The organism is Devosia sp. (genome assembly GCF_965229025.1).
Lineage (GTDB): Bacteria > Pseudomonadota > Alphaproteobacteria > Rhizobiales > Devosiaceae > Devosia_A.
Map to the genome: position 1 here is coordinate 3,644,446 of NZ_OZ245853.1, position 16,630 is coordinate 3,661,075.

Sequence of the window (16,630 nt, forward strand, 5' to 3'; positions counted from 1 at the left end):
CGAAAATGGAAAGTAACTGGTTTAGTGGGAGGTTCCTGCCCGGAGTCATCGGGGCGGTGGCTTTGCTGATCGTGCTGCTGGTCCTGAATGCGATCAGTCCGGGCATGGTGGTCAGCTGGTTCGGCGGCGCGACGAATGCGCAATTGCAGGCAGCGATTACCAAGGTGCAGACGACGCCAGGTCCGCAGGGCGAAGCGGGCCCGGCTGGTGACGCAGGCGTCGCAGGCCCGAAGGGTGACACTGGCCCCGCGGGTCCCGCTGGAGCGGCAGGACCTGCAGGTCCCAAGGGTGACACCGGCGCGGTGGGCTCCGCTGGCGCCAAGGGCGACACCGGCCCCGCAGGTCCTGCAGGCCCGCAGGGCGCTGCCGGTGCCAAGGGTGATACCGGCGCTGCCGGTCCGGCCGGCCCGAAGGGTGACGCTGGCCCCGCAGGGCCTGCTGGCCCCGCTGGTCCGCAGGGCCCGCAGGGTGCGCCGGGCGCGGCGGCTGTGACCAACTAGCCTAGTGTGGCAAAACGGCCGGCGCCATCAAGGTGCCGGCCGAACTGACTTATCTGGGGCCGTGAGCCGTCCAGATCGTGACCCTCCAGCACCTGTTCAGCCTCGCGCGTAAACGCGAGGCGGATCAAATGGTTGCGCAAATATAGACTCAGAAATCCGGCAGAAAACTGAAACATTGCATGCTCCGGTTCCGTTGCTCCGCGTGAGTTCAACAGAAAACTGGAGTTTCCGATGATACAGTCTCTTTCAACCACACGGCGCGATTTGCTGCGCTGGAGTGGAGCTGCTGCCGGTGTGCTTGTCGCCGGCTCTCTGCTCCCCAATTTTGGCATCACTGCCGCCATGGCTACAGACCTCGGTGAAGGCGATGTGGGCGTGTTGAACTATGCCTATGCGCTCGAGCAACTCGAGGCGGCCTTCTACATCAGCGTGGTGAAGTCGCCCTACAAGAACATCAGCAAGGGCGAGCTTTCCATCCTCAAGTCGATCCGCGACCATGAAGTCGCGCACCGCGATTTCCTCAAGAAGGCACTTGGCCGCAAGGCCATTCCCTCGCTGGAAGTGGACTTTTCGGCGGTCGATTTCTCCAGCCGCAAGAGTGTGCTGGGGACGGCCGATGTGTTCGAGAACCTGGGCGTCGCCGCCTATAACGGCGCTGGTCAGTTGATCAAGAACGTCGACTATCTGGCTGCCGCCGGATCGATCGTGTCGGTCGAAGCGCGGCATGCTGCTGCCATCGCCGAAATGCTGCACGGCGCCACCAAGGACGCGGTGGATGGTGGCCATGTCGATGGCAAGGGTCTCGACGGCGCCCTGTCGCCCGCCGAAGTGCTGCCCAAAGCTGCGCCCTTCATCACGACGCCCTTCACCGCCAATTCGCTGACTTGAGGAGATGATCATCATGAACACGCAAGAGAACTTCATCCTTGATGCCATCGAGCCCGAAGTGGGTGAGCGCATCGACCATGCTCGCCGCGGACTGTTTGCACGCTATGGTGCGCCCGCCGCGATCATCGGCTCCGCCCCGCTGGTGCTGGCTGTCGCGTCGCAGCAGGCATTCGCGGCAGGTGGGCTGCCCAAGCAGGTGGTCGACGTGCTCAACTTCGCACTGACGCTGGAGTACCTGGAAGCCGCATTCTACAAAGCCGGCAACGGCGCCAAGGGCCTGATCCCAGCCAAGTACCGCTCGCTGTTCCGCACCATTGGCGAGCACGAGACGGCGCATGTGAAGCTGCTGAAGGGTGCGCTTGGCGCAGCCGCCGTAAAGGCACCGGCGGTTGATTTCACCGCTGGCGGCAAATTCGCGGATGTGTTCGAGAACTTCGAGACCTTTGCAACGCTCTCGGCGACCTTCGAGGATCTCGGTGTTGCGGCCTACAAGGGCCAAGCGGGCAACCTGATCGGCACGCCGGTGCTGACGACGGCGCTGCAGATCCACTCGGTCGAGGCCCGCCACGCGGCGGCCGTGCGGCCGTTGATCGGCAAGTCGAGCTTTACCGGTGCGTTTGACAAGCCGCTGACCAAAAAGCAGGTGCTCGCTGCGGCCACGCCGTTCCTCGCCTAATACGTTTCCGCAGTGTTCGGCCACGATCGTGGCCGCTCAATTTGATGTGGCCGGCACCCGTGGGCGCCGGCCATTTCGTATGGGGGCAAGCGGCGACTAGTGCATCCGCTCTTCCTTGGAAAAGAAGCTGCGGCCGTGTGCGATCAGCTGCGGATCGGTCAGGTGGTCGAGCGGTTCGACGGCCCACACCTTGGCGGAGACGGCTGGCGCCTTGGCCTCAAGGTAATGCGCAAACTCGGTGCGCGCCTGGCCGGGACCGGTGATCAGGATGCCTGTGGCGCCCTCGAGTGACTTGGCGATGGCGGCGTGGAAGACCTGTTCATTGGCGTCTTGGGCATGGCCCAGATGGTCATTGTCGCGCCGATGGGAGTGGCTCTGCCTGGCTTCGGCAATGGTTTCTGTGTCGGCATTGTTAGGGCCGATGTCGAAGAGCTTAGCCTCGGTGTGGTCGATCCAAACGAGTGTGTGGGTGTGCATGAAATCCCTCTGGTTCGCGCGATGCGGCTGAGGGGATCGGACGACCCGCTCCAAGCGGCGCCTGCACCCCATATGTGGGGTGCCTGACGGATGATCGTGAGGGGGTGGGGCGATTTGGTCTGGGGATGGGCAGGGCCCTAGATCGAAGTGGTGGAGCTGAGCGGAATCGAACCGCTGGCCTCATCATTGCGAACGATGCGCTCTCCCAACTGAGCTACAGCCCCGCTTCGATGCGGGGGTATTACCCAATCCGGCGGGCAAGGACCAGTCCTTTTTTAGCGAGTCACGGCCGCATTGCGGACAGGGGCCGATCGCTGTCGCCTGGCTTGAGGACCATCGGCCAGCGCATCTGGACGGGTGGGGCGGGATCCCGACGCAATCGCGCGAGTACAGCCTCGGCGACGGTGACGCCCAGATCGTGCAGCGACATTGAAAAGCAGGTGACAGTTGGATGGAGGAAGCGGAGCGCCGGCTCGTCGCGGAAGGTGATGACGGCAAGGTCGCGGCCAGGCGATTTGCCCAGCTCGGCGAGCCGGCGATAGAGCCCGAGCGCCATCATTTCGTAGATAAGCAGCACGGCGGTTGGCGGATTGAGGGTGGCAAGGAGCTTGTCGGTCATCTGGTAGCCGCCAAGTTCACCCCATTGGGTATCGATGGCGAGGTCCGGGTCATAGGGGAGACCGTTTCGAGCCAGAGCGTCGCGATAGGCGTGATGAAAGAGTGAGGTGAAATTGATCCCCTTGACGGGCACGGTCGCCGCGATGCGGCGGTGTCCCAGGGCGACCAGACGGTCGATCGACTGGTGCACCACCCCCTCTACGTCGAGATCGATCCAGGAATATTCACGGCCGGAATCCGAGCGGCCCAGGGCGACGAAGGGGATGTCGCGGCGCTGCAACAGATCGATGCGGGGATCGATCTTCTGCGTGGCCGAGATGATCATGGCATCGACGGTGTCGCGGGCGACGAAACGCTGCAGGTAGAGGTATGGGTCGTCATCGGTAGGGCAGGGCAGAACCAGCAACTCGAGGCCATGCAGGCGCAGCACACTCTGTACGCCATCGAATACGCCCATGAAAAAGTTGTCGCTGTTGGAGGCAGTGACCGGGTTCAGCTCGATCATGAAGCCAATGCTATTGGTAACGCCCTTGGCGAGGTTCCGTGCCGAAGCGTTCGGGGCATAGCCAATGCGCTGTGCGGCCTCCAGAACCCGGGCTCGCGTTTCGGCGTTCACGTCGGGTTTTCCATTGAGGGCGCGCGAAACCGTGCCGGTGGAAATCCCCAGTTCGCTCGCCAGTCTGGCAATACCCTTCATCGTCTCTCCCCGCCCAACAAACGCCTATTGACACGGAAACGGTCCGAAATATAGCTTCGTAAGCGCTTACGGTCACTCCCTTCGAATTGTCGCAAAGACAGCCGGAGGATCGCGGGCGGAGGAGTTCTGATGACAAAACGTGCTGTTTTGGTCGGGTGCGGAGCTATGGCCAAAGGCTGGCTGAAGGCGCTTGCAGAAGCGCCTGCGCTGATCGGTCGCGTCGATGTTGTCGGGCTGGTGGACATGAATATCGGCGCTGCCGATGCGCTGCGTGACGCGTTCGGACTGACTGGCGCACGAAGCGGTGGCGACCTCGATGCCATGCTGGCCCTGACCAAACCTGACCTGCTGTTTGACGTGGTGGTGCCTTCGGCCCGGCGCGATGTTGTGCTGACGGGGCTGCGACACGGGTGTCATGTGCTGACCGAAAAGCCGATGGCGGCGTCATTGGCCGAGGCCGAGGAGATCGTCGCGGCGGCAAAGGCTGCGGGCCGCGTGCATGCGGTGGTGCAGAACCGGCGGTTCATCGATGGGGTGCGGCGCATCCGGCAGATGATCGCGAGCGGCGCGCTGGGCGAGTTGACGGCCCTGCACGCGGATTTCTTCATCGGCGCGCATTTCGGCGGGTTCCGCGAACAGATGGACAATGTGCTGCTGCTGGACATGGCGATCCATACGCTCGACGCGGCACGGTTCATGGCGGGCGCCCAACCGGTGGCGGTCTATTGCCACCAAACCAATCCGCGCGGCTCCTGGTATCGGCACGGTGCGGTCGCCAACGCCATCTTCGAATTCAGCAACGACATCGTCTTTACCTATCGTGGATCATGGGCGGCCGAGGGCGCAAATACCAGCTGGGAGAGTGCCTGGCGGATCATCGGCACCAAGGGCACGCTGGTCTGGGATGGCGCTGATCGCTGGGAGGCGCACCGGGTCGCTGGCGATGACGGGTTCTTCCGCCCCCTCGAGGCGATCGACGTGCCGGCTGTCAGCCAGGAGAGCCAGACCCATGGCCACGCCAGCGTGCTGGCGGAATTTCTCGATGCCATTGCCGAAGGGCGAGTGCCGGAGACCGCAGGCAGCGACAATATCAACAGCCTTGCCATGGTGTTCGGTGCGATCGAAAGCGCCCGCACTCGCCAGCGCGTGCAGATCAAAATTCAGGAGACCTCATGAGCAATGCAGCCAAAGCCGTTCGCATCGGCACGATGATCAACGCGACCGGCGGACACAGCGCCGCGCGCATAGCGGAGATTGCCGATCTGGGATTTGAGAGTTTTGAGCCGTTCTTCTGGCAGACCACCAATGGCCAGGATCTTGCCGAACTGGGCAAGCGCAGCCTCGCGGCGATAGGCGACCGCGATATCACGATCTCGACGCTGGGGATGTTCGGCAATCCGCTCGAGGACCAGGAGATGGATCGCCAGACGCTGCAGGGCTGGAAGGATTGCATCGACAACGCTCATCATTTTGGCGCGAACTGTGTGGCGGGCTTTACCGGCCGCATCCGCAACAAGCCGCTGACCGACAGCCTGCCGCAGTACAATAAGGTGTGGAGCGAACTCGCCAAGCGGGCCGCCGACAAGGGTATCAAGATCGCGTTCGAGAACTGCGCCATGGATGGCAATTGGGCCACCGGCGACTGGAACATCGCGCACAATCCTGATGCCTGGGAGCTGATGTTCAATGAGACACCGGACGACAATATCGGGCTCGAATGGGAGCCCTGCCACCAGTTGGTCTACCTGATCGATCCGCTGCCGCAGATCCGCAAGTGGGCACACAAGTTCTTCCACGTGCACGGCAAGGACGCGACGGTGCGCTGGGACGTGGTCAAGGAACACGGAATTTTCGGCAAGGAGAAGTTCGTGTTCATGCGCACCCCCGGGTTCGGGGACAGCAACTGGACCGATGTTATTTCCGAGCTCCGGCTCGCGGGCTGGTCCGGTTCGATCGATATCGAGGGCTGGCACGATCCGGTCTATCGCAACGCGCTCGAAATGACCGGGCAGGTCAGGGCGCTCAATTATCTCAAGCATTGCCGTGGTGGCGATTTTGTCGACGTCACGGCCCAATACGAAGGGGGAGATCCTTCGCTCAAGCGCTCCGGCTAAGCGGCGCGTGGAACCAAGGCCGTCAACGGCTGGACGACGCACAGAACCCATCAAGACCCTGAGGAGGAAGACTATGACTGGGACCAAGACACTCAAGCTGATGACCGCCCTGGCGCTCACATCGGCCGCAATGTTTGCTACCGCTGGCGCCGCCAGCGCCGAAGCCCTGCGCGACAAATGGTGCAGCGACGTGCATATCCGTTTCTTCGTCGGTGGCGCGGAAGGCGACGCATTCGGCACGATCGTCTATAACGGCGCCAAGCAGGCCGAGCACGATCTCGGCGCGAAGGTGGACTATGTGTTCTCTGGCTGGGACCAGGAGAAGATGGTCCAGCAGCTGCGTGAATCGATTGCTGCCATGCCCGATGGCATTGCCATGATGGGTCACCCGGGCAACGCCGCCGTGATGCCGCTGGCCGAAGAGGCCGAGAAGGCCGGCATCAAGATGATCTACCAGAACGTGCCGCTCGATGAAGTTACCGCCAAGTTCGGCGGCACCTATGTTGGTGCACAGCAGAACCCGCAGGGCCGTGCTCTGGGCGTCGAGGCAATCCGTCGCTTCGGGCTCAAGTCAGGCGACGTGGCGTTCGTGATGGGTGGCTGGGCCCAGGTCGAGCGCGCGCAGCGCGAGCTTGGCACGGTGCAGGCCTTCGAAGAGGCCGGCATGACGGTGATCAAGCTCGATGCCCCAACAGGCTCGGCAAGTGATCCGAACTCGGCAATCCCGATCTTCGTGGCGGCCATTGCGGCCCATCCAGAGGTCAAGCTGATTGCCTATCCAGGCGGCCAGCTGCTGGGCAACGTGCCGACCTACATGCAGGCAGCAGGCAAGAAGCCGGGCGAGATCATCAATATCGGGTTTGATACCAGCCCGCAGGTGGTGCAGTCCTTTGCAGACGGCTGGGTGCAGCTTGCCTCGGACCAGCAGCCCTTCCAGCAGGGCTACCTGCCGATCCTCAGCCTCTGCGAACAGGTCGTCTATGGCCTGGGCGGTATGAATGTGGATACCGGCGCCGGCTTCGTGACGCCGGAAAACTACAAGGCCGTGGCCGACCTCGCAACGCAGGGCCTGCGCTGATCGATACATAGCGACAAAGGACCCGGCCTCCTGGCCGGGTCTACCCAACAGGAGGTCAGGGTGGACGATCGCATTATTGAATTGAAGGACATCAAGAAGTCCTACGGGCGCGTCTACGCATTGGGCGGCATCAATCTGCACATCAATCGCGGCGAGGTTGTCGGCCTCGTGGGTGACAACGGCGCTGGCAAGTCGACACTGATCAAGGTGCTGGCCGGCGCGGTGCAGCCCTCGAGCGGCGATATCCTGATCAAGGGCAAGAAGGTCAGCGAGTGGAACGCGGCCAAGTCGCGCGAATATGGCATCGAGACGGTGTTCCAGGACCGCGCGCTGGCCATCCAGCAGACCATTACCCGCAACATTTTCATGGGCCGCGAGCTGGTTAACCCGCTGGGGTTCCTGAAGGTCCGCGAGCAGCACCGGCAGGCCGAGAAGCTGATGCGCGAGATCGGCTTTACGTCAAAGGTGTTCTCCCCGGACTCCATCGTGGGCCAGTTGTCGGGAGGCGAGCGGCAGGGCGTCGCAATCGCGCGCGCCATCTACAATCAGTCCGACCTGATCATTCTCGATGAGCCGACGACAGCGCTGTCGCTGACCGAGACCGAAAAGGTGTTTCATTTTGTGCGCCAGGCGCGGGCGGCGGGCCGCTCGATCCTGTTCATCGGGCACAATATCCATCACGTGTTCGATATTGCCGAACGCTTCGTGGTGGTTGACCGCGGCCGGATCGTACTTGAGGCGACGAAGGCCGAGATGGGCTCGGCGGAGCGACTGATCAATTTCATGGAAGAAATCGCGCATCCCAAGCAGGAAGCGATGAAGACGCTGGCGGGAGGCCACCAATGAGCAATATCGACCCGGCTTCGGAGGCCCTCAAGGTGATGGCTGTCACGCCGCGCCCGGCGCATCCGGACCAGACGCCGTTGCGCCGCTTCATCCTCGACAACCGCGCTGCGCTCGGCTCGCTGGTGGTGTTTGCGGTGATGCTGACCTTCTTTGTGGTCGGCAATCCAGGTGTATTTACGCAGTGGCAGATTTATCGCGCCGTGCTGACCACACTGCCTATCGTGATCTTCCTCGTAGTGCCGCTGGTGTTCATTGTCACGGTGGGAGAAATCGACCTCTCGTTTCCGGCGACTATGGCAGCCTCTGGCTGGGCCTTTGTGCTGGTGACGCAGGCGGGGTTCGATCCGTTTCTGGGTGGCATCGCCGCGCTTCTCGTGGGCGTGGTGCTTGGCGCCTCCGTTGGCTGGCTGGTGGTCTATGGCCAGCTGTCTTCACTGATCGCCACGCTGGGCTTCAGCTTCATGCTGCGCGGGCTGATCCTGATCAAGACGCAGGGGATCTCGATCGCGGTGGTGACGTTGCCGCAGACCCTTATGTACAAAATGTTTTCGAGCGACCTGTTCGGCATTCCAGCGCAGTCGCTATGGGCTGTCGCATTCACCATCGTGTGCGCGCTGCTATACAACCGGCACCGGTTCGGGGCGCGGGTGCATGTGGTGGGCGACAACCCCGATGCAGCGCAGCAGATGGGCATCAACATCAACCGGGTACGGGTGATGTGCTACGTGTTCATGGGGCTGGGATCGGCGTTTGCCGGGGTGTTCTCCGTGCTGGTGAACTTTACCTGGTACCCGAGTTCCGGCGATGGCTACCTGCTGCCGACGCTGGCGTCAGTCTTTGTGGGCGGCACCGCGCCATGGGGTGGCGTTGGCACGATCCTGGGCAGTGCGATCGGCAGCCTGACGGTGTCCTTCATCCAGACGGGCGTGGTGGGCGTTGGGCTCTCTGGCTTTTACGTGCAGTTCTTCTACGGGTTGATCATCATCCTGTCGCTGCTCGGGCATCGCTGGAACCAGGTGCGCTACCGCTAGGACGCAACGAGAGCCACTTGTCGGGCCGCTGCTGGCACGCACCAGCGCGACCCCTTCTTTATGGCTTGACGAGTCCATGCGCGATGAGGCTCTGGGCGGTGGCGAGTGCGGCGTCGCTTGCCGTGATGGTGGGGCGGCCGAGGAGGGCGCGGCCGGGGTTGCCGTCGACGCGGCGGATATTGCCGAGTTCGCCGGTGTTGCCGCGGATCTGCGGGTCGAACATGGCCGCCAGGCGGACTATCCAGTCGGGCAGTTCGAACCGTGGGAGCTTTTTGGCATAGGTCGGAAGGGCGGTGCGCAAGACGTTTGCGATCTCAATGATGCTCATCTCGTTGTCCGAAAGGATGACGCGCTGGCCGCCGGCCTCGGGCTTAGTCATTGCGGCAAGGTGCGCGGCGGCGACGTCGCGGACATCGACGATGGAAAACGCGATGCGCGGGGCGGCGGGAACGGACCCGTCGAGCAGGCGCTGAATGAGGGCGCCTGAGGTGCCTGGATCGTCGTCGAGCAGCGGGCCGAGGATGGCGCCGGGGTTGATCACGGCGAGCTTGCTGCGTGCCCCAAACCCATCGGCGAGGCGCCAGGCTTCTTGCTCGGCGCGCAGTTTTGACTCCTGGTAGGCAGGGACTGGGCGGCCATCGAGGCGGGTCCAGTCGGCGGCGGTGAAGGTTTTCGAATAGTCGAAGTGCCCGTAGACGATCGCAGCGATCGATGAGGTGAGGACGATACGCTCGACGCCCGCCGCAAGAGATGTGGTGACGGCGCGGCGCGTGCCTTCGACAGCTGGGATGATCAGCTCGTTGCGGTCCTTGGGCATATCGATGACGAAGGGCGAGGCGACGTGCTGGACGTAGCGGCAGCCGGCGACGGCCTCTTCCCAGCCCTTGTCGCTGAGGAGGTCAAGAGCAACGAACTCGAGCCGGGAGATGTCGGCGCCGTTGGCGGCGAGGGTGGCTTTCACCTTGTCGGCGCGAGCGAGGTTTCGCACCGAGCCACGAACGGTGTAGCCTGCACTGAGAAGCTGGAGGGCGACGTGGCCGCCCAGAAAACCGGATATACCGGTGACGAGGACGCGGTCGGGGGCGGTCGACATAAGACTGAAGTCTCCGTTGAACTGAACGAAATATACGAATAACGTTCAATTCGTTCAAGTAGGACTGTGACGTGCCGGAGGGGAATGTTGGCTGAGGGGACAAAGCGGGAGCAGATTCTCGCGGCGGCGCAGGCGTTGATCCTGCGCCAAGGGTTGCGCGCGACCACCATGGAGGCGATCGCGGCCGAGGCGCAGGTGGCCAAGCCCACGCTTTACAAATATTTCGGCGACAAGCGCGAGGTGTTCGAGGCCATCGTCACCGGCCTCGCGGTGCGGCTCCATGCCGATTTCTCCGATGCGCTGGATGGCAATGGTGGCATCATCGACCGGTTGGCAGAGGCGCTGACGGTCAAGTACCGGGAGATAGACCGGGTGCTCGCAGGATCGCCGCATGCGGACGAGCTCTATGGCGAGCAGGAACGCAGCATGGCGCCGCAACTGCGGCGGGCCGATGCTGCGACCGCAGACCGTGTGGTCGAAGAGTTGACAGCGGCGGGTGTGAAGGATGCGGGAAGGCTCACTGAGCTGCTGCTGGCGGCAGCGTTTGGGGTGGGGCGGAAGGCGGCATCGCCGGCCGAGATCGGGCCGGCGATGCGGGTGCTGGTGGAGCGGCTGGTGGGGCCGGAGTTCAAATAGGCTGCGACCGCTCGCCGGTCAGACCGTCGCCCAGCCGCCGGTCTTTTCGCTCGCAAAGATCGCATCGAGAACGCGCATGTTGAGAATGGCATCTTCCACACCCCACTCGAGCTGGGTGCCATCGAGAACGGCGCGGCAGAAGGCGTTGGCCTGGTCGGTGTACTGATCGGTGGGGGCGATGATTTCGCGGCGGGAGAGGCTGCCGTCGAGGGCATAGCCAGTATCGACGAGGATGGCGGTGGCGGTATCGGGAGGGGCGTTGAAGGGGATTAGGATTTCGACGCGGCCCTTACTGCCGATCAGTTCGATCGACTGCCGTCCGGTGGACTGGGTGGAGCAGACAAAGCTCAACTGCCGGCCGTTGCCGAAATCGGCGAGGACGGACGCGAGGCGGTCGGTGCCGAAGTTGGGGTCGCGATCGACGAGCGAGACGACACGCAGCGGTTCGGCGCCAAAGAGGAAGCGGGCGCCGGTCACCGGGTAACAGCCGATATCGTAGATGCCGCCGCCGCCGATATCGGCCTGGTTGCGGACATTGGCGGGGTCATTGTTGAAATAGGTGAAGGCGGCGCGGACGGCGCGAAGTTCGCCAAGCTCACCCGAGCGCACGATCTCGCGGGCGCGGATCCATTGCGGATGCCAGCGCACCATGAAGGCTTCGTAGAAAACGATGCCCGGGGGGATCTGCCGCAACTGCTCTGCCTCCTTGGCATTCAGCGCAATGGGCTTTTCGCAGAGCACGTGCTTGCCGGCTTTGGCCGCGGCCAGCGTCATGGGGACGTGGAGGTGGTTGGGCAGCGGGTTGTAGATGGCATCGACATTGGGATCGGCAAACAGCGCTTCGTAGCTGCCGTGAGCCGTGGCTTTGCCGGTGAGGCCGAGCTCGGCGATATAGGCCTCGGCTTTCGAGACATCACGGGAGGCGACGGCGACGACTTCGCTCAAGGGCGACTTGAGAATGGCCGGAGTGACCTTCTTGAGCCCGATATTGGCGGTGGAGAGAATTCCCCAGCGAACCTTCTTTTGCGCGGCCATGCGTTCCTCCTCGTTTTGTTGGCGCTAGCTAGCCCGCTGTGGCTGCGTCGGTAAAGCCACACCAAGGGCTGAGTGGGATGGATTTTGCGGGCGCGGGGTTGTGAGGGTGGTGGAGGAAGGGCAGGCTGTCACCCGTGTAGAGTGAGGATGAGCCATGGCCGAGATTGTTCTGTTTCACCATGTGCAGGGGCTGACGCCGGGTGTTGCGGCGCTGGGGCAAAAGCTGCAGGCGGCGGGTCATGAGGTGCATGTTCCGGACCTGTTCGAAGGGCAACGGTTCGGCTCGATCCCAGAGGGCATCACGCACCTGACGGGGCTCGGGTTCCAGACGGTGCTGGGGCGCGGCAAGGCGGCGGTCGAGGGGCTGCCGGCGGAACTGGTCTATGTCGGTATCTCGATGGGGGCGCTGCCCTCGCAATTGCTGGCGCAGACGCGAGGAGGGGCGCTGGGTGCGGTGCTGCTCGAATCGTTCATTCCGGTGAGCGAGTTTGGCGGGTGGCCAGTGGGGCTGCCGGTGCAGATCCACGGGATGGAGCACGACCCGGAGTTTGCCGGCTCTGGTGATCTTGAGGCGGCCAAGGCGTTTACGGCTGAGCGCAAGGAGGCCGAACTGTTCATCTATCCGGGTGACCGGCACCTCTTCACTGACAACAGCCTGCCGGGCTGGGACGCAGCTGCGGCTGAGCTGATGCTGGAGCGGGTGCTGGAGTTTGTGGAGCGGGTGGGCCGTTGAACAGCGTGTCAAAAACCAGCGAGTGGGTAGTTCGGATCGCCGAACTCGAGATCCACGCCGAGCATCTTGCCGCGTATCGGGCCCTTCTGGCCGAGGAAATCGCTGCGTCGGTCGCCAATGAGCCGGGTGTCCTGACGTTGCAGGCGGTGGCACTCAAGGATGCGCCCGAGCAGGTCCGCATCCTTGAAATCTATCAGGACCAGCAAGCCTACGAGCGGCATCTCAAGACGCCGCATTTCCTTGCGTACAAGAGCGAGAGCGCGGCGATGGTCAAGTCACTGCGGCTGGTACCGGTCGACCCAATTCGGATGGCGTCGAAGCTTCTCGACTGACTCAAGCGCTCAGGCGACTTGCCCCGCGGCCCAGCCTGAGGACCAGGCCCACTGGAAATTGTAGCCGCCGAGCCAGCCGGTGACGTCGACACATTCGCCGACGAAGAACATGTTGGGATCGGAGCGGGCGGCGAGCGTGGTGGAATCGAGGTCGTCGGTATCGATGCCGCCGAGGGTGACTTCGGCGGTGCGGTAGCCTTCGGAGCCGGTGGGCTTGATGGTCCAGCGGCGGAGCGCGTCTTCGACCCTGAGGAACGCCTTGTCGGAATAGTCGCCGATCATGCGTGTTTCGCCCAGGTCTTCGGCCAGCATCTGGGCGAGGCGCTTGGACATATGGTGGGAGAGGATGGTCTGGAGCGCCAGTTTTGGGGTTTCGGCGCGGGCCTTCTTGAGGATGTCGCCGAGGTGGCCGCCGGGGAAGAGGTCGATGACGATCGGGTCGCCTTCGCGCCAGTAGGACGAGACCTGTAGGATGGCCGGGCCGGAAAGACCGCGATGGGTGAAGAGCATGGCTTCCTCAAAGCTCTTCTTGTTGGCAGTTACCTTGGCATCGATGGCGATGCCGGAAAGCGGCGCGAGGCGTTCGAGGATGCGGGGCTCGAAAGTGAGCGGCACGAGCGCCGGCCGGGTTTCGGTGAGCCGCAGGCCGAACTGCTCTGCGATCTGATAGGCGAGGCCGGTGGCGCCCATCTTGGGGATCGACTTGCCGCCGGTGGCGACGATCAGCGAAGTGGCGGTGAACGGCTTTGGGCCGATCATCACTGAAAAGCCGTTGGCAGTCTTTTCGATGGCGCCGATCTCGGAGTTGAGCCAGATGACGCCACCGGCGTTGCGGAATTCGGTAGTGAGCAGATCGATGATCTGCTGGCTGGAGCCGTCGCAGAAGAGTTGGCCGAGGACCTTTTCGTGGAAGGAGATGCCGTAGCTTTCGACCAGCGCGATGAACATCTGCGGGGTGTAGCGGGCGAGCGCCGAGAGCGCGAAGCGCGGGTTGTTGGACAAGAAGCGGTCGCGGCCGGCTTTCACTGTGGCGTTGACGTTGGTGAAGTTGCAGCGGCCACCGCCCGAGATGCGGATCTTTTCGCCGGGGGCGCGGGCGTGATCGACGACGAGCACGGTGCGGCCGCGCTTGGCGGCTTCGATGCCGGCCATGAGACCGGCAGCGCCGGCGCCAAGAATGATGACGTCATGATGGGTGAGGGGAGAGGCCATGGCACCGGCATTCCTGTTTTCGCTTCGCCGTGCAAGCGGAAAGTGGGTGTGCAGCCGCGAGTCGCTTGAGCCGTTGCATAGGCGATTGCCTACAAACAATTGACTCCGCCCAATTTCGGCGTAGAAACGCGGCGCCGTAGCAAGAAGGAACCGGTTTGCCGTGAGCGAGCCCGTCCAGATGATCGCAAAGCTGATGTGCCGGGCCAAGGGTCCGGCTTTTGGCGTTTGTCCGGCGACCAAAACCACCAAAACCCCCTGAGCCGATCCCCGGGCCTCTCCCGCCGGGGAGCGGCTGGAAGCCATGACGCCGCAGACCATGACGGTTCTGCGCGGGGGACCTGAGGCAAGAAGGACAGTTCAAATGGGTTATCGAGTCGCCGTTATCGGGGCCACGGGCAATGTGGGCCGCGAAATGCTCAACATTCTCGATGAGCGGAAGTTTCCGGTTTCGGAAGTGATCGCCCTGGCGTCGGCCAAGTCGCAGGGCCAGGAAATCAGCTTTGGCGACAAGCGGCTGAAGGTGCAGAACCTCGAGAATTTCGACTTCACCGGCGTCGATTTCGCGCTGATGAGCGCGGGCTCGTCGGTCGCCAAGGAATATGGCGAAAAGATCGGCAAGACCGGCTGTATCGTGGTCGATAATTCGAGCTTCTGGCGCTACCACGGCGATGTGCCGCTGGTGGTTCCGGAGGTCAATGCACATGTACTCGATGCCTATATGGCACGCAATGATCGCAAGAACATCATCGCCAACCCGAACTGCTCGACGGCGCAACTGGTGGTGGCGCTGAAGCCGCTGCATGACTTTGCGACGATCAAGCGCGTGGTGGTGGCGACGTACCAGTCGGTCTCGGGCGCCGGCAAGGAGGGCGTCGACGAGCTCTGGACGCAGACCAAGGGCATTTTCGTCAACGACAGCGCGACGCCGAGGAAGTTCTCCAAGCAGATCGCCTTCAACGTCATTCCGCATATCGACGTCTTCATGGAAGACGGCTCGACCAAGGAAGAGTGGAAGATGGTGGTCGAGACCAAGAAGATCCTCGATCCCAAGATCAAGCTTTCGGCCACCTGCGTGCGCGTGCCGGTGTTTGTGGGGCACTCGGAAGCGGTCAATATCGAGTTCGAGCGGCCGATCTCGCCTGATGAGGCGCGTGATATTCTTCGCGAAGCGCCGGGAGTCTCCGTGATCGACAAGCGCGAGGCCGGTGGCTACGCCACGCCGATCGAGTGCGTGGGCGAGTACGACACCTATGTGAGCCGCATCCGCGAGGATGTGACGGTAGAAAATGGGCTCTCGATCTGGGTGGTTTCGGACAACCTCCGGAAGGGTGCGGCGCTCAATACCGTGCAGATCCTCGAGACGCTGATCGAGCGCAAGCTGGTGGAGCAGAAGGCGGCTTAAGGCCGTTCGTCTTGTCGGACTACCCTCTCCCGGCGGGAAAGGGTCGCTCCTCGCTGCGCTCGTAGCGCGCATCGAGATGCGATGCGGGACCCCTCATCCGCCCTTCGGGCACCTTGTAACTTGATCCCGCAGTTATCTGATATCGATAGCGCTGCGGTGATGCCGGGCAGCCCGATGGCACCAGGAGTTGAAAAACTCGTGGAGAAGCGAGGGGCGCCTGGCATCGATCCATCGATCCCGAACAGTCGCCGGGGCCGCAACAAGGCGAGCCCGCTTAGGCAAGGAGGGGACAAGATGGAGATCACCGTAGGTATCGATGTGAGCAAGGCGCGGCTGGATGTATATATCCATCCGCTGGGCGAGAGCCTTGTGTCCGGCAATGACGAGGCTGGCGCGAGTGAACTCGTCGAGCGGCTGCGCAGGCTGGAGGGGCTTGTGTCGGTCGGCATCGAGGCGTCGGGCCGCTATGAGCGGCTGGCGGTGGCCGAACTTGCTGCCGCAGGTCTGCCGGTGGTGGTGCTCAACCCCGCTCAGGTCCGGCACTACGCCCAGGCCATCGGGCTCAAGGCCAAGACCGACCCAATCGATGCCCGCCTCATCGCGCTGTTCGTTGCGGCAGTAAAGCCTGAGCCAAGGCCGATAGCCGATGCGCACACCGAGGATCTGGCGGCGCTAATGGCCAGACGCCGGCAACTGGTGCAGATGCTGGCTGCCGAGCGCATGCGGCGCCAGCAGGCAGCACCGGGGCTGATCCGCACATCGCTCGCCCGCATTGTAACCACGCTGGAGGACGAGCTCAAAGACCTCGACCGCCATATAGATACCACCGTGCGTGACACCCCTGTGTGGCGCGACAAGGAGAACCTGCTCGCCTCGGTGCCTGGCATCGGCAAGACCATCGCCCGCACGCTGCTGGCCGAACTGCCCGAACTGGGACAGCTCAATCCCAAGCAAGTCGCGGCCCTCGCCGGGCTCGCCCCCTATACCCGCCAGTCCGGCAAATGGCGCGGCAAGAGCCTTATCGGTGGTGGCCGCACTGCCGTGCGCACCGCCCTGTTCATGGGCGCCCTCGTTGCCGCACGGCATAATCCCACCCTCAAGGCCTTCCGGGACAGGCTCGTGGCCGCAGGCAAACCAAAGCTTGTCGCCATCGTCGCCACAGCTCGAAAGCTCCTCACCATCCTCAACGCCATCGTCAGGGACAAAAAACCATGGTCACCAGCTTGACCAACAAGACAGTCGCTTCTCCCTCAGGGGGAGAA

Annotated in this window: 18 protein-coding genes and 1 tRNA gene; 13 read left to right on the forward strand and 6 right to left on the reverse strand. The window is 63.1% G+C overall.

Translation table 11 applies throughout. The annotated features are described in order from the left end of the window. Positions 1–5 precede the first annotated feature (5 nt). The 3 genes from ACO06J_RS17665 to ACO06J_RS17675 all read left to right on the forward strand — a co-directional run bounded on the left by ACO06J_RS17665 (position 6) and on the right by ACO06J_RS17675 (position 2,064). Positions 6–500, forward strand: a complete 495-nt coding sequence (locus ACO06J_RS17665; RefSeq protein WP_421762027.1) for a hypothetical protein — start codon at positions 6–8, stop codon at positions 498–500. Positions 501–731: 231 nt separating this feature from the next. Then, positions 732–1,388 carry a ferritin-like domain-containing protein gene (locus ACO06J_RS17670; RefSeq protein ID WP_421762028.1) on the forward strand — a complete coding sequence of 219 codons (657 nt, stop codon included), beginning with the start codon at positions 732–734 and terminating at the stop codon, positions 1,386–1,388. A gap of 13 nt (positions 1,389–1,401) precedes the next feature. Further along, a complete protein-coding gene (locus tag ACO06J_RS17675) occupies positions 1,402–2,064 on the forward strand; it encodes a ferritin-like domain-containing protein (RefSeq protein ID WP_421762029.1) in 663 nt (220 codons plus the stop codon). Between the two features lie 96 nt (positions 2,065–2,160). Here ACO06J_RS17675 and ACO06J_RS17680 read toward each other — a convergent pair whose 3' ends face one another. The 3 genes from ACO06J_RS17680 to ACO06J_RS17690 form a co-directional block, all read right to left on the reverse strand. Next, positions 2,161–2,541, reverse strand: coding sequence for a translational machinery protein (locus ACO06J_RS17680; protein ID WP_421762030.1), 381 nt, complete (start codon positions 2,539–2,541; stop codon positions 2,161–2,163). Positions 2,542–2,689: 148 nt separating this feature from the next. After that, positions 2,690–2,765 (reverse strand) — tRNA-Ala (locus tag ACO06J_RS17685). Between the two features lie 59 nt (positions 2,766–2,824). After that, a complete protein-coding gene (locus ACO06J_RS17690; RefSeq protein WP_421762031.1) occupies positions 2,825–3,856 on the reverse strand; it encodes a substrate-binding domain-containing protein in 1,032 nt (343 codons plus the stop codon). 129 nt (positions 3,857–3,985) lie between these two features. On the opposite strand from ACO06J_RS17690, the gene ACO06J_RS17695 reads away from it, so the two are divergent. The 5 genes from ACO06J_RS17695 (at position 3,986) to ACO06J_RS17715 (ending at position 8,925) form a co-directional block, all read left to right on the forward strand. Continuing rightward, positions 3,986–5,032: a Gfo/Idh/MocA family protein gene (locus tag ACO06J_RS17695; RefSeq protein ID WP_421762032.1), complete on the forward strand. Its 1,047-nt coding sequence runs from the start codon at positions 3,986–3,988 to the stop codon at positions 5,030–5,032. After that, positions 5,029–5,970: a sugar phosphate isomerase/epimerase family protein gene (locus ACO06J_RS17700; RefSeq protein WP_421762033.1), complete on the forward strand. Its 942-nt coding sequence runs from the start codon at positions 5,029–5,031 to the stop codon at positions 5,968–5,970. Before ACO06J_RS17695 ends, ACO06J_RS17700 begins: the two co-directional genes overlap by 4 nt. 100 nt (positions 5,971–6,070) lie before the next feature. Beyond that, entirely contained in the window at positions 6,071–7,048 is a 978-nt protein-coding gene (locus ACO06J_RS17705) for a substrate-binding domain-containing protein (RefSeq protein WP_421762540.1), read from the forward strand. Between the two features lie 60 nt (positions 7,049–7,108). Then, positions 7,109–7,894, forward strand: coding sequence for an ATP-binding cassette domain-containing protein (locus ACO06J_RS17710; protein ID WP_421762034.1), 786 nt, complete (start codon positions 7,109–7,111; stop codon positions 7,892–7,894). Continuing rightward, positions 7,891–8,925, forward strand: coding sequence for an ABC transporter permease (locus tag ACO06J_RS17715; protein WP_421762035.1), 1,035 nt, complete (start codon positions 7,891–7,893; stop codon positions 8,923–8,925). Before ACO06J_RS17710 ends, ACO06J_RS17715 begins: the two co-directional genes overlap by 4 nt. Positions 8,926–8,983: 58 nt before the next feature. On the opposite strand, the gene ACO06J_RS17720 is transcribed toward ACO06J_RS17715, so the two are convergent. Beyond that, positions 8,984–10,018 (reverse strand): SDR family oxidoreductase, encoded by a 1,035-nt coding sequence (locus tag ACO06J_RS17720; RefSeq protein ID WP_421762036.1) that lies wholly within the window; start codon positions 10,016–10,018, stop codon positions 8,984–8,986. An 87-nt stretch (positions 10,019–10,105) separates the two neighbouring features. Between ACO06J_RS17720 and ACO06J_RS17725 the strand changes: the two genes are divergently transcribed. After that, positions 10,106–10,654, forward strand: a complete 549-nt coding sequence (locus ACO06J_RS17725) for a TetR/AcrR family transcriptional regulator (protein WP_421762037.1) — start codon at positions 10,106–10,108, stop codon at positions 10,652–10,654. 18 nt (positions 10,655–10,672) lie between these two features. Here ACO06J_RS17725 and ACO06J_RS17730 read toward each other — a convergent pair whose 3' ends face one another. Further along, entirely contained in the window at positions 10,673–11,689 is a 1,017-nt protein-coding gene (locus ACO06J_RS17730; RefSeq protein WP_421762038.1) for a Gfo/Idh/MocA family protein, read from the reverse strand. A 154-nt stretch (positions 11,690–11,843) separates the two neighbouring features. Between ACO06J_RS17730 and ACO06J_RS17735 the strand changes: the two genes are divergently transcribed. Continuing rightward, positions 11,844–12,422 (forward strand): dienelactone hydrolase family protein, encoded by a 579-nt coding sequence (locus tag ACO06J_RS17735; RefSeq protein WP_421762039.1) that lies wholly within the window; start codon positions 11,844–11,846, stop codon positions 12,420–12,422. Then, positions 12,419–12,754 carry a putative quinol monooxygenase gene (locus tag ACO06J_RS17740; protein WP_421762040.1) on the forward strand — a complete coding sequence of 112 codons (336 nt, stop codon included), beginning with the start codon at positions 12,419–12,421 and terminating at the stop codon, positions 12,752–12,754. The genes ACO06J_RS17735 and ACO06J_RS17740 overlap by 4 nt, the downstream gene beginning before the upstream one ends. A 9-nt stretch (positions 12,755–12,763) precedes the next feature. Here the strand turns inward: ACO06J_RS17740 and ACO06J_RS17745 are convergent, their stop codons facing one another. Next, the gene (locus ACO06J_RS17745; RefSeq protein ID WP_421762041.1) at positions 12,764–13,966 is read right to left on the reverse strand and encodes an NAD(P)/FAD-dependent oxidoreductase; all 1,203 of its coding nucleotides are present in this window, start codon (positions 13,964–13,966) and stop codon (positions 12,764–12,766) included. Positions 13,967–14,327: 361 nt separating this feature from the next. Between ACO06J_RS17745 and ACO06J_RS17750 the strand changes: the two genes are divergently transcribed. After that, a complete protein-coding gene (locus ACO06J_RS17750; protein ID WP_421762042.1) occupies positions 14,328–15,368 on the forward strand; it encodes an aspartate-semialdehyde dehydrogenase in 1,041 nt (346 codons plus the stop codon). A 294-nt stretch (positions 15,369–15,662) separates the two neighbouring features. Then, the gene (locus ACO06J_RS17755; protein ID WP_421758802.1) at positions 15,663–16,595 is read left to right on the forward strand and encodes an IS110 family transposase; all 933 of its coding nucleotides are present in this window, start codon (positions 15,663–15,665) and stop codon (positions 16,593–16,595) included. Positions 16,596–16,630: the final 35 nt, after the last annotated feature.